Genomic DNA, 12368 nt, shown 5'->3' on the forward strand with positions numbered 1-12368 from the left:
TGTTCTCCTATTTACTATGTTTAATAATAAACTTTCCCATTTCCATTGCACAATCCTCACTCTGTGGATAAACACCAATATTATCACCATAAGCATGTCCCATTCCTTTATAAACAACCGTTGTCGTTTCTACGCCCGCTTTAACTAATTTTTTAGCATATGCCATGCATTCTATATAGAGAAAATCATGTTCACCGACAGTCACAAAAGTTGGTGGTAAGCCTGTTAAATCCATCATATATGGCGTTAAATAGCGATTCATAATATCTTGAGTTCCAAGAATATCGCCTAACATATTGGTCATACCATCATCACCACCCATCATTGATAATGATGCCTCTATCACTTTTTTATGTTTAGGATGTATATGATAACGCTCTATGCTCCAATGAGATTCATCATCATCTATACCACCCATATTAACCGTTGGATACAATAACAATTGCCCTTTGACCATATGACTTCCATCTTCCATGTCACGTGTTGTACAATATTGTGTTAAATTTCCACCTGCACTATCTCCAGCCACAAAAATATTCTTGTTATCCCCACCATAGTCTTGAATATGGTGATACACCCATTTTAATCCTTCATAACAATCCTGATGTCCCTTAGGATAAGGATTTTCTGGTGCTAAGCGATAATCAATTGAAACAGCAACAACATGAAACCTTTCAACAATCATTTTCACCAGTTGATCAACAACACCCATATGACCTGCAAAGAACCCACCACCATGAATATAATAAAGGACTGGTGTTTTCTCCTTTGTCTCAATTGGTAAGTAGATTTGAATAGGGATATCATTATTATCCATTCCATTCATGGTTTGTTGAATCACTTTGATTTTATCAGAAGCAATAGGTTCACTCTTGACTCCGTTAAACATTCCTCTTAAACGGTCAATAGATTTAGGAGAAGCATCAATCTTCATAAGACTTTTTGGCATAAATCTCATCATTGTAGCCATCTTCTTATTATCATGATATAAGCGCGGATCCATCATTCCATCTTCATCACAATCAGGAATAGGTTTCACAATAACATCTATTCCGTTCATACATACACACTTTTGTTTTTGCCGAATTTTATTCAATAACTCTTCACTGTATTTTTTACCCATAATTAATCCTCCTATTTATAATTATAAATAAAAATGCTTTCATAAAGTTGTATTTAATTGACAAAAAAATGTCAATTTCTTGACATTTTCTTACGATATTGAAGTGGTGTTTGATGATAGGTTTCATGAAATAATTTGATGAATGACTTGACATTACAAAAGCCATGAATACGTGCAATATCTTGTACAGTCATATCTGTATTGATAATATCTTCATATGCTTTATACAATCGATATGAAGCCAAATAATCTCTAAATGTTTTTCCAACATAAAGATGAAATTGTCTAGAGAAATGTTCTTTACTCATATAAAATGAAGCAGCCATATCATTTAAAGATAAAGGTTCCTGATAATGCTCATGTAAATAAGTTAATATTTCTTTCATCTGTTCATGATTCTTTGATGATTTTGTTTTGATATATTGTTTATCTATTTTATACTCTCTTAATAATAAAGCAAAGATATCAAATATACATGCTGTCATATCTAAATAAGAATATTCATCCTGATGAAGATACAAATTTTCTAAACGACGATATAAAACTCTTAAGTCATCATGATTGTCTTTAAGTGATAAATCAAAAGAAATATTATCAATATTCGAATAATATTGTTTCATAAAATCATAAGAAATTAAAACAATAAAACAATGTGGATTTTCTCTTATAGATTGAGCATGTAAAGAATGCAGAGTGCCACTATTCACACAGGTAAAATCATTATCAATAAAATATTCTTTTTCACCAATCTGTAAAACAACTTCTGCATTTTCTAATAAAGAAATTTCTAAACTGCGATGCCAATGCATTGGAATAAAAGCCCCATAAGGAAATTGTTTTTCAATTTCATCTTGATCAAGAACAGCTATCATTGCTGGAATTTGATGTTTTAATGTCACTCTTTCATGATAGTATTTATCCATTTTTCATCACCTCTTGTTTTTCATTATATCATAGCAAAAATTATAAAAATAGTGATACATCAATTGACATATCACATTTTTAAATAAGCAAACTCTATTCCACTATATTTTCACGTTCTTGTAAATCTGCCATAACTTGTGGATAAATATTATCTAATTTATAGAAAACTTTTAATAATATTGGCATACACACTGAAAAAGCAATAGGAATATAAATATATAAGACTTTCAGAACTTGATAAACAGATTCACTTTGAGTTGCTAATAAACCATTGTATCCGGTGGCTCCTAAAATAGCCATAGCAATTGCACCACCAACTCCCATACCAATTTTTGCACCAAATGTTGTACTTGAATATAACATTCCTTCTGTACGAACACCAGTTTTCCATTGTCCATATTCAATTGTATCAGCAACCATTGCAAAAATTGTTCCTGCCGTCGCAGATTGTCCAATTCCTTTGATGAGTGAACAAACGAGTAACCAGTTCATACTTGTTGGATTGAGTGCCATAAGAGACAAAGCCACTACAGAGATAATACCACCAATAATAGAAACCTTACACTTTCCTATCTTTCTGATGAGTGGAGGGAGAAGTGGCATAAAAATAACAACAGGAACAATAGAAATAGCCATTAAGAATCCAGCAAAATTCTCATTACCAAGAATGTATTTTGCATAATATGTTCCAACACTCATACTCATAGCCATTCCAAAAGCCATAATAACCCAATAAATAACCAAAACAAGCCACTGATCATTTTTTAAACAAAACTTAATTGATGTTATAAATGACATTTTTTGTTCTGCTTCCTTATTCTCATTGACTTTCACACGTTCCTTTGTCTTAAAGAAGCAAAGCAAAAATAATATTAAAGCAGCAATCCCATAAATAACTGAAGTTATGATCCAAGATTTTTGATCACCACTTCCTCCTAAAGAATTAACAATTGGTAAAGTAATAGCATTAATAATCAATGAACCTATTTGTGCCATCGTCATTCTAAAAATATTAATAACCATACGTTGATCCTGATCACGTGACATTAATGAAGTGAGTGCTCCATATGGAATATTAATAGCTGTGTACAAGATTGTTGTCACTAGATTATAAGTAATGGCTACATATACATACTTTCCAAAATCACCTGTTTGTGGAACTGTAAACATTAATATGAGAGAGACAGTAATCGGAATTGCTAACCATAATAACCACGGTCTTGCTTTTCCATGTTTAGATCTTGTCTTATCAACAATAAACCCCATAATGATATCACTTGTCCCATCAAGAAAACGTGAAACCATCATAATCATACCAATAATTGCAGCATTTAATCCCAATGCATCTGTATAGAAGAAAGTGACAAACGTACTTGATAAAACAAGAATAAGATTACTTGCCAAATCTCCTCCACCATAAGCAATCTTTTCAAAAAGTCCAATTTTTTCAGAAGTTATATTACTTTGATTTTTTTTCATATTCATATCCTTTCCATTTTTTAATGCTGTATAGCAGTGTTCATTAACATTTCTAACGAAAATTCAGGTAAAACTTGTTTTAACAACTTTAATAATTCATTATCAAAGTTTTCACGTACAACACAATCCTTATCAAAAATCATTGTGATTTCATGTTCTGGTTGACAAGCATCCCATTGTGGCAAGCCGTCATGATTAGGATTTCCAGTATAAGCAAATGCAATCACAGATTTAAACATCTGTTCTTGGAGTTTTTCACTGACACCTTCAATATTTGCAACCGGAACTTTATCAATATTATGGAAAACAAATGGAATATCAGAACAATGCCATGCAGGCTTTCCAAATTGACAAGGAAAATCTAAGGTAAATATATAATTATAAGTTGGCGCTTGCTGATACTTTGATTTTGCACTGATAAGTTGTTTAGACATTAGTCTAAATAATGTATCAATGTTCAAGAGATCAATTATCTTTTTATCAGGATAAGCTTTCAAAAAAGCTTCTATGATGTTTTGTGTTTGATCTTTGAAATGAGAATGAAGAATATCTATCATTTCTTGTTCACTGAGTTTCAATTTATTATATGTAACAGGAGCAAAACTCATTTCTCCAAATACTGTTCCAACCATAAGTGGTGTCTTTTTAGCTTGTTCAGTAAATAATGTCATCTGTGGTTCACCTAAGTAATAATCATTTATCATTGGGTTATTGCCAACATAAGCACCAGCCTTTTGTAGTGCTGGAGCAACTTTTAAATAAGCATTAGCTAACATAGAATAAGGAATTGTTTCCAATTTCTCTATTTCACTTAAAGACAAATTCAATTCTTCAAGTAATGCCTTAACAATAAGGGTTCCATCTCCTCCTTGACAAGGTGGCATAAAATCACCCGCAACACCACTCATAATCATTCCTTTATGAAACAATCCTTGAGCATCTGGAATCTGCATTAATGCACTTATTTTCATCCCACCGCCAGATTGACCAAACAATGTTATATTATCTGGATCACCACCAAATTGAGCAATATTATCTTTTATCCAATGTAAAGCTTCTACCAAATCTGCTAATCCTGCATTGGCTGAGTTTTTATATTTCTTACCAAATGGTGATAAATCCAAAAAGCCTAATATGTTTAAACGATGATTGAGTGAAACAACAACGACATCTCCATAATGACTCATATTGGCCCCATCATAAGCTAACTTTTCGATTGAAGACCCTGCAAAAAAACCACCACCATGTAACCAAACCATAACAGGTTTCTTTGCTTTTTCATCTATTTCCTGACTCCATATATTGACAGTTTGACAATGCTCATCTTGAGGCCAATACATGTGAGGAACTAACATTTCACCCTGTGGTTTTTCTGGATAAAGCAATGGACATACCATTCCATATGAAGTTGTATCTTTCACACCTTCCCAAGAGACTGGTGGAACTGGCATCTGAAAACGGTCTGCATAAGCATAAGGTATTCCCTTAAAAATATAAGTGCCTTCATAACGATAACCTTTTACATATCCAGCAGTTGTTTGAACAACAGGGATATTATCATATTCAAATTTCTTTAACATCTTTCTACTCCTTATTTTTGATTAGTCAAAACATTCTCCTATATAAAGCGCTTTCATTTATAAGTAAAAAAGAAATGCAATCAAGTCTCTCTCAATTACATTTTTCATTATACATGCTCAATTCTCATAAATGTTGTGCTTTATTGACTGAATAATAGTCATTAATTGATATTTTAAAAATATAAAATAAGAAAAGGCTAGGAAATCACTCCTCATGAGAAGCCATTTCACCAGCCCATTCAAAACCTTTTTTCGCCATAATAACTGCAATCAATTCATTAATCACTGCGGCAGCAGCAATTGTTCCTTGAATAATTTGTGCACTTTCTGGAGCTGGTCCAGATAAATTTGCAACTGCTATACCAGTAAAAACCAGAGAGACACCTGAGTGAGGTAATAAAGTCAACCCTAAATATTTTTGAACAGTTCGAGGGCAATGTGTAATTGTTGCTCCAAAGTAAGCTCCAAAATACTTGCCAATTGCTCTAGAAATAATATAGATTACAGTAAACAAACCTGCCCCTAAAATCAAATGATAATCTAAAGGTGAACCAAGATTTAAAATAACAATAATCATAGACACACTTAATATAGGATTAAATTGTTTCATTAAATCATCCAGTTCTTCTGTTTTTATCATATTTGCAAAAGCAGCTGAAAATGCCATACCTATCAACATAAAGTTTAAAATAGGTGTTGACAAGAAATGATAGTTGACAATCATTCCCACCAAAGAAGCAATCAGTATAAACCCAATTAAAACAAGAAATCGCTGCTTAGATGTTTTCACACGGTTCATCACTAATCCGCTTAACACACCTACAGATGCTCCAATCATTAATGGCAACAAAACAATAAATGCAATCATATAAATAGGCATATCTTGAGAAGACACCTGCCCACTGACAATCGCCATTGTTGTAAAGAAAATAACAACACCAACCATATCATCCAATGCTGCCATTGGAATAAGCGTTTTTGTGACTGGTCCATCTGTCTTAAACTCTCTGACAATAGATAATGCAGGGGCTGGGGCTGTTGCTAAAGCAATCCCACCAAATAAGAAGGCAAGATAAATGGGGAGCTTCATAAAGTAAAAAGTGATGCCAAAAACCAAACTCACAAAGAGAAAAGTCCCAAGTGACTGAGTCAAAGTTGTAATGATAATTTGTTTTCCGGCACTCTTGATTTTTTTCCAAACAAGTTCTGTCCCAATCATCAAACCTACTGAACATTCTAAAATATTAATAATTCTTCCATAAACCACTGAATCTAATAAAGATTGATTTATCAATCCAATAGCATGTGGACCTAAAATCATGCCCGCTAATAACCATCCTAATATAGCTGGTAATTTTAGTTTTGAAACCAATTTTCCTACTCCAATTGCAATCAAAAAAGCAATAAGAAATCTCATCATCATTATCAATTTTCCTCCCTCGCAATACCATAAAGCACTATATCAATCCAATTTTCCATTTCTTCTTCATGTTTTTCAACAATCTCATCAAACGGTTCACCATTTTCTATCTGAACACGAAAATAATCATTAAATGTATTTTGCATCATCTTATAATATTCTAATGCTCTTTCAAATGATACCCCAGTTCTTAATTTCTTACTTTGTAAATAGTGTTTTATAAAATCTTCATTTAACACATCAAAATCTGTCTTAATCATTTTCACTTCTTCTTTTAAATGAGATGGTGTTCTTAAAATTGTATGAAAGAAGAGCCCTCTTAATTGAGGATATTCTTCAAAAAACTGCATTCTTAACTGCATATAGATTTTCATACTTTCTTCCTGATTCATATCCAAAGGTAAATGATCTTGATAATATGTGACAATCGTTTCAAAACAGATTTTTATACATTCTAAATAGAGTTCATCTTTATCTTTGAAATAATGATAAATGATTCCCTTAGATATTTGACCAATTTGACAAATATGATTCATAGATGCTTTTTCATAACTTTTTTCATTAAATTCTTGAATAGCACTTTCAATAATCTTTGTATGCATAGCTTTATTCATGTCTTCTCTTTTCATAATCTCTCCAATCATTGACCATGCGGTCAATAAATAGTATATCACAAATAAAAAAAAGAAAAAGATAAAAATCACTTTTTCCTTTTATACAAGAATAAATTCTCTACATATTTTTCTTTCATCTCAATAATTAATTGAATTTATACATGAGAAAATTATATCTATTGCAACTATATAATATCTTAAGGGAGTCATATTCTATAGTTATTCTAAATTAGCATGTCTAGCTTTCATTGTTTCGTTTGTTTGATTTTTTAGACCCATTATATTTAAAACAATACTATCATACAAAATTAATGTATACTGTTCAAATAATGTTCCCATTGGTTGAATTGTTTCACCATTTGTATCTTTGGATTGAACTGGAATAAGTAAAACAATATCTGCTAACTTCGCTAAGGAAGAGATCGAACTTGTTGTAATGAGAGCAACCTTTAATCCATTTTGTTTAGCAATTTCAGCTTGACTTATTAAACTTTTTGTTTCACCAGAACCAGAACTAATCAATAACAAATCACCTGGATGGGTATGGGGTGAACTGATTTCACCGACAACACTTATATTATACCCTAAGTGGAGCAAGCGATTTGCAAATGAACGAATCATCAAACCAGATCTTCCTGCACCTGTTAAATAAATATGATTTGATATATCAATTAAATCAATAAGTTTGTAGATATCAGAAGTATTTAACTGATTATTAACTTCTGTTAATTCACTTAATATTTTAGAACCATTAATATTCATAATCTTCTTTAACCTTCTTCTAATTGTTCACAAACGTATTTAATCAATGAAATATTATCATATTGCATGCAATTTTGAATAAACATTTCATCTTGAAACAATCCCATTAACTTTCTAAGAACTGTAATATGTTTTCCACCTGTTGCAAGAGCAAGATTAAAAATCAATTGACATTTAACAGTTTGGTCTGGATCTTCCATACGTTTAAAAACAACAGGTGTCTGTGTTCTCACAATACTTATACTATCTTCTTTAACAAAACTTGATTCGCCATGTGGCATAGCAACAGCTTGACCTGATGGTAGTCCTAATCCCGTAGGATAAATTTTTTCTCTATCTGTACATGCAGTAATAAACTCAGGCATTACTCTTCCTTCTTGAACAAGAACAGATCCAGCGACTTCAATAGCTTCTAAATCAGAGGATACATTTTTTTCAGTAAAATAGATTTTCATTATTCTCTCCCCTAACCTACTAACACACCTTTAATGTCTTCTAAAACTTCTTCTTCACCAATTCCTGTTAATAATCCAATTCCAATAATAACTGGAATAGTCACTGCATCATTATTAATTTTTGTTGAAGAAACCAACAAATCATAACTATTAATCCTATCTGTAGTTGCATCCATTAAAGATGCTTTATCAATTTGTGCCTCAATTCCTTGTTCTTTCAAATAATCTTGTAATCCTGCAACCATAATAGATGATGATGCAATTCCATTTCCACAAACAACCAATACTTTTTTCATATTCTTATATGGATTTCTTTTTTTATTTGTACTATCCTAAAGTTTTACTACACATTCGCATCGTTACCAAAAAAGAGTCGAATCTATCCTCTAAACATTATTCACTTTTTCAAACTCTTCATTTATTCTTTAATAGAATATTTCCTTAGATTTCACAAAACAAGTTCTATCTAAATCCATATTGTATATGAGAAATATAGGGTTCTTCTAGATATTCTATTTCTTCTTGTGTCAAATAAATATTAAAAGCATCAACCGCTTCATCTAAATATTCGATTTTTGAAGCCCCTACTAAAGGTGCAGTGATATATGATTTTGATAATACCCATGCCAAAGCAATCTGACTTGTTGATTTCTGATACTTTTTTGATAATTCATAAACACGTTTGATAATCTCTTGATCATGTTCTAAGATATATTCGTTTTGTAACTTCCCACAGTTATCAATTCTAGGGGATCCTAACGGTTTATTAAAAACACCATGAGCAAGAGGAGAAAATGGCGTTAATGCAATGTTTTCATATTGACACATTGGAATCATTTCTTTTTCTTCTTCACGATATATTAAATTGATCATGTCCTGCATAGATACAAATTGTGTCCATCCATGTTCCTTTGCAACAGCATTGGCTTTGACAAATTGCCAGGCATACATTGCACTTGCACCTATATATCTCACTTTTCCCATTCTCACCAAATCATTAAGAGCTTCCATAGTTTCTTCAATAGGGGTTGTATAATCCCAGCGATGAATAATATATAAGTCAATATAATCTGTCTGTAATCTTTTTAAAGAATTTTCAACTTCTACAAAAATAGCTTTACGTGACAGTCCTTTCGCATTGGCACCATTATGCATTGGATAATATAATTTTGTAGCAATCACAACATCATCCCTAGAAGCATAATCTTTTAACGCCCTCCCTAAAATTTCTTCACATTCTCCTAATGAATAATAATTGGCTGTATCAAAAAAGTTAATCCCTAGATCCAATGCGTGTTTAATGATTTTTCTTGCCTCTTCTTCACCGACATTGGCTTGAATTCCGCCCTTATCACTACCAAATCCCATACATCCTAAACAGATACGCGAAACTTTTAAACCAGTACGTCCTAAATTGACATATTCCATTGTTTTCATCTCCTCAAATTATGGCTTCAATGGGCCATAGAAATATGAAGCTGTTGCTCCACCATCAATTAAAAAATCAGTTCCTGTAATAAATGCCCCTTTATGACTCATTAATAATTCAGCAACATTGGCAATTTCATCAGCTGTTGCAGGTCTTTTCGCAGGACAATTTGCAAACATATTTTTATAGAAATCTCCTCTTGGTCCATTAAACTCATCAATCGCTAGTGGTGTGACGACAATACCTGGAGAAATGGAATTAATACGTGCTCCTCTTTCTCCCCATTTTACAGACTCAGCCATAACTCTTTTTTCATTACATCGTTTTGCAATTTGATACGCATGTAAGCTATCTGATAAATTTTGTGGTTGAAGAACTTCTAAATTTAATAAATCTTCTGTTGGTGTCATTGCTAATAAACTATCCACTTTTGCATTCAGTGCAGGCATACGATGTCCAGACTGACTTGAAATCGTCACCCCAACACCACCTTCTTTGATAACTTTTCCAACTTCCTCTAATAAAACAGCCGTTCCATAAAGATCAACTTTTAAAATCATTTCAATTGATGCTTGGCTTGGTGAAACTCCTGCTCCATTCACTAACATTGTGATATCACCATACTTTTGTGCTTCTGCAATGAGTTCTAAAATAGATTCTTTTGATGCTAAATCCATTTGAAAAGGAATCACATCAAAACCAGCATCATTCATGATCTTTGCTATGTTTATAGCATTCTCAATGCTTTTATCCCCCATAACAATTTTCATTCCATAACCCATTCTTCTTGCAATTGCCATACTGATTTGTCCAGCTCCTGTAACAATCATAACATCTTTCATTTTAATGTCCTCCAAACACTTCAAAATCTGTTTCTTTTAATTGCGTATCAATACATTGAATTTCATCTTCTGTGAGTATAATATGACAAGATTCAAAATTTTCCAATAATCTTGCTTCTTTTCGACTGCCTGGAATAGGAATGATAAATGATTTTTTATTGATCATCCATGCTAATGATAATTGTGCCATTGTACAATTCTTCTCTTTTGCCATTTTATTTAATAAAGTTAATAAACAATTTGCTTTTTGATATCCTTCGCTTTGATATTGGGGCATATGATTTCTAAAATCTCCTTGAGGAAATTTTGTCTCTGCATTAAACTGACCAGATAATAAACCATTTGCCATAGGTGAGAAAGCAACATATGTCACTCCCAATTCTTCACATACTGGAAATAAATTTTCATGCCATGTTGCCATCATTGAATACCGATTTTCTATCGCCGTTACAGGACATACTGCATGAGCTCTTCTCAAATAGTCTTCATTAACTTCTGAAATTCCCCAAGCTTTTATTTTCCCTGATTTTATCAATTCTTTCATCACTCCAGCAACAATCTCTGGTTCAACTTTCGGATCAATACGATGCTGATAGTGTAAATCAATATAATCTGTTTGTACTTTTTTCAGACTTCCTTCAATTGATTTTCTAATTCTTTCTGGTGAACTATCCAATTCTAAATGGTCCCCTTTGTGTTCAACACCAAACTTTGTAGCAATCACAACTTGTTTTCTTACATCTTTAAGTGCAGTTCCTACTAATTCTTCATTATAAGAGATACTGCCATCAGCATTTTCTCCTGTATAACATTCAGCAGTATCAAAGAAATCATAACCCATATCAAAAGCTTTCCTAATGATTTGAATAGCTGTTTCTTTATCTTCAGCAACACCATATGCATGCGAGAATCCCATACATCCTAATCCTACTGGATTAACATACATATCTGTTTTCCCTAATCTTCTTTTTTGCATATTTTTATTCCTCCTACTCTATTGCTTCTTTCACACAATGCAATGCATTGAGACTTCTGGGATAACCAATAAATGGTAAACATTGTGAAATAACTTGAATCAAAAAATCTTTATCATTACCAATTCTAATATTCGCTGATGCATGAGAAATAAGTTGTGCTTCACAACCCCCTTGAGCAGCTAAAAAACAAAATGTAATCATTTCTCTTTGGTTATAATCCAAACCATTTCTAGTGTAATAATCACCAAAACAATTATCTGTTAGCCAATAATTAATATGTTGTGAATCTTTATCACCTGATTGATAAAAATTTTTCATATTTTCTCCAAAAATATCAACTTGTGCCTGAATTCCTTTTTCTAATCTATTAATAGGATTGGTTGTTGATTGCCCAGTTAATGGCAATGCAATATGATGATCAATACAAAAATCATTCACTGCATGAAGAAACGGAAAAACTCTTCCCATTCCTAAATAAGCAACTGCCTGATAGACAATCTCTTTCATCTCAATTGGTGTCACACCAAAATTGTATGAAGCATTTAACATAACTTTAAACTCATCTATACCCTGACATCCTATTAATGTCGCCAAGATTGCAATAAATCTTGTATGTTCATCCAAATCACACTGATTGACAACCTCATCAAATGCAAAGTTATCAAATAATACAATAAACTCTGGATCTGTTTTTAACAATTTTGATTCATACCCTGGAAACATTCTTTCATGATATTTTTGAGCATTTTCACTTATTACCATT

At 32.1% G+C, this 12368-nt stretch carries 13 protein-coding genes; all 13 read right to left on the minus strand.

All coding sequences use genetic code 11. The features are described from left to right. Positions 1-7: 7 nt before the first annotated feature. The 13 genes from GQF29_RS02420 to GQF29_RS02480 all read right to left on the minus strand — a co-directional run bounded on the left by GQF29_RS02420 (position 8) and on the right by GQF29_RS02480 (position 12367). Positions 8-1123: an alpha/beta hydrolase gene (locus tag GQF29_RS02420; protein ID WP_008788385.1), complete on the minus strand. Its 1116-nt coding sequence runs from the start codon at positions 1121-1123 to the stop codon at positions 8-10. 71 nt (positions 1124-1194) lie between these two features. Continuing rightward, on the minus strand, positions 1195-2046 hold the full coding sequence (locus tag GQF29_RS02425; protein ID WP_008788384.1) for an AraC family transcriptional regulator: 852 nt from the start codon (positions 2044-2046) through the stop codon (positions 1195-1197). A gap of 94 nt (positions 2047-2140) precedes the next feature. Continuing rightward, positions 2141-3526 (minus strand): MFS transporter, encoded by a 1386-nt coding sequence (locus GQF29_RS02430; RefSeq protein WP_017144165.1) that lies wholly within the window; start codon positions 3524-3526, stop codon positions 2141-2143. Between the two features lie 20 nt (positions 3527-3546). After that, positions 3547-5106, minus strand: a complete 1560-nt coding sequence (locus tag GQF29_RS02435; RefSeq protein WP_008788382.1) for a carboxylesterase/lipase family protein — start codon at positions 5104-5106, stop codon at positions 3547-3549. 205 nt (positions 5107-5311) lie between these two features. Further along, the gene (locus tag GQF29_RS02440; RefSeq protein ID WP_008788381.1) at positions 5312-6529 is read right to left on the minus strand and encodes a cation:proton antiporter; all 1218 of its coding nucleotides are present in this window, start codon (positions 6527-6529) and stop codon (positions 5312-5314) included. A gap of 2 nt (positions 6530-6531) precedes the next feature. Continuing rightward, positions 6532-7155 carry a TetR/AcrR family transcriptional regulator gene (locus GQF29_RS02445; RefSeq protein WP_008788380.1) on the minus strand — a complete coding sequence of 208 codons (624 nt, stop codon included), beginning with the start codon at positions 7153-7155 and terminating at the stop codon, positions 6532-6534. 204 nt (positions 7156-7359) lie between these two features. Beyond that, positions 7360-7902: a 6-phospho-3-hexuloisomerase gene (gene hxlB, locus GQF29_RS02450; RefSeq protein WP_008788379.1), complete on the minus strand. Its 543-nt coding sequence runs from the start codon at positions 7900-7902 to the stop codon at positions 7360-7362. 8 nt (positions 7903-7910) lie between these two features. Continuing rightward, positions 7911-8357: a PTS sugar transporter subunit IIA gene (locus tag GQF29_RS02455; protein WP_008788378.1), complete on the minus strand. Its 447-nt coding sequence runs from the start codon at positions 8355-8357 to the stop codon at positions 7911-7913. A gap of 11 nt (positions 8358-8368) precedes the next feature. After that, complete coding sequence (locus GQF29_RS02460; RefSeq protein ID WP_008788377.1) at positions 8369-8653, minus strand: PTS sugar transporter subunit IIB; 285 nt, start codon at positions 8651-8653, stop codon at positions 8369-8371. A 166-nt stretch (positions 8654-8819) separates the two neighbouring features. Continuing rightward, positions 8820-9785, minus strand: a complete 966-nt coding sequence (locus GQF29_RS02465; RefSeq protein ID WP_008788376.1) for an aldo/keto reductase — start codon at positions 9783-9785, stop codon at positions 8820-8822. An 18-nt stretch (positions 9786-9803) separates the two neighbouring features. Beyond that, the gene (locus GQF29_RS02470; RefSeq protein WP_008788375.1) at positions 9804-10628 is read right to left on the minus strand and encodes an SDR family oxidoreductase; all 825 of its coding nucleotides are present in this window, start codon (positions 10626-10628) and stop codon (positions 9804-9806) included. A gap of 1 nt (position 10629) precedes the next feature. Beyond that, positions 10630-11604 carry an aldo/keto reductase gene (locus GQF29_RS02475; RefSeq protein WP_008788374.1) on the minus strand — a complete coding sequence of 325 codons (975 nt, stop codon included), beginning with the start codon at positions 11602-11604 and terminating at the stop codon, positions 10630-10632. Between the two features lie 13 nt (positions 11605-11617). Then, positions 11618-12367, minus strand: coding sequence for a carboxymuconolactone decarboxylase family protein (locus GQF29_RS02480; RefSeq protein WP_008788373.1), 750 nt, complete (start codon positions 12365-12367; stop codon positions 11618-11620). Between the last annotated feature and the right edge of the window lies 1 nt (position 12368).

This window comes from Coprobacillus cateniformis (genome assembly GCF_009767585.1).
GTDB lineage: Bacteria > Bacillota_I > Bacilli_A > Erysipelotrichales > Coprobacillaceae > Coprobacillus > Coprobacillus cateniformis.

Bases quoted from the DNA above. Each gene is read 5' to 3' on its own strand.
- GQF29_RS02420 (WP_008788385.1), bottom strand. From the start codon at position 1,123: ATGGGTAAAAAATACAGTGAAGAGTTATTGAATAAAATTCGGCAAAAA.
- GQF29_RS02425 (WP_008788384.1), bottom strand. From the start codon at position 2,046: ATGGATAAATACTATCATGAAAGAGTGACATTAAAACATCAAATTCCA.
- GQF29_RS02430 (WP_017144165.1), bottom strand. From the start codon at position 3,526: ATGAAAAAAAATCAAAGTAATATAACTTCTGAAAAAATTGGACTTTTT.
- GQF29_RS02435 (WP_008788382.1), bottom strand. From the start codon at position 5,106: ATGTTAAAGAAATTTGAATATGATAATATCCCTGTTGTTCAAACAACT.
- GQF29_RS02440 (WP_008788381.1), bottom strand. From the start codon at position 6,529: ATGATGATGAGATTTCTTATTGCTTTTTTGATTGCAATTGGAGTAGGA.
- GQF29_RS02445 (WP_008788380.1), bottom strand. From the start codon at position 7,155: ATGAAAAGAGAAGACATGAATAAAGCTATGCATACAAAGATTATTGAA.
- hxlB (WP_008788379.1), bottom strand. From the start codon at position 7,902: ATGAATATTAATGGTTCTAAAATATTAAGTGAATTAACAGAAGTTAAT.
- GQF29_RS02455 (WP_008788378.1), bottom strand. From the start codon at position 8,357: ATGAAAATCTATTTTACTGAAAAAAATGTATCCTCTGATTTAGAAGCT.
- GQF29_RS02460 (WP_008788377.1), bottom strand. From the start codon at position 8,653: ATGAAAAAAGTATTGGTTGTTTGTGGAAATGGAATTGCATCATCATCT.
- GQF29_RS02465 (WP_008788376.1), bottom strand. From the start codon at position 9,785: ATGGAATATGTCAATTTAGGACGTACTGGTTTAAAAGTTTCGCGTATC.
- GQF29_RS02470 (WP_008788375.1), bottom strand. From the start codon at position 10,628: ATGAAAGATGTTATGATTGTTACAGGAGCTGGACAAATCAGTATGGCA.
- GQF29_RS02475 (WP_008788374.1), bottom strand. From the start codon at position 11,604: ATGCAAAAAAGAAGATTAGGGAAAACAGATATGTATGTTAATCCAGTA.
- GQF29_RS02480 (WP_008788373.1), bottom strand. From the start codon at position 12,367: ATGGTAATAAGTGAAAATGCTCAAAAATATCATGAAAGAATGTTTCCA.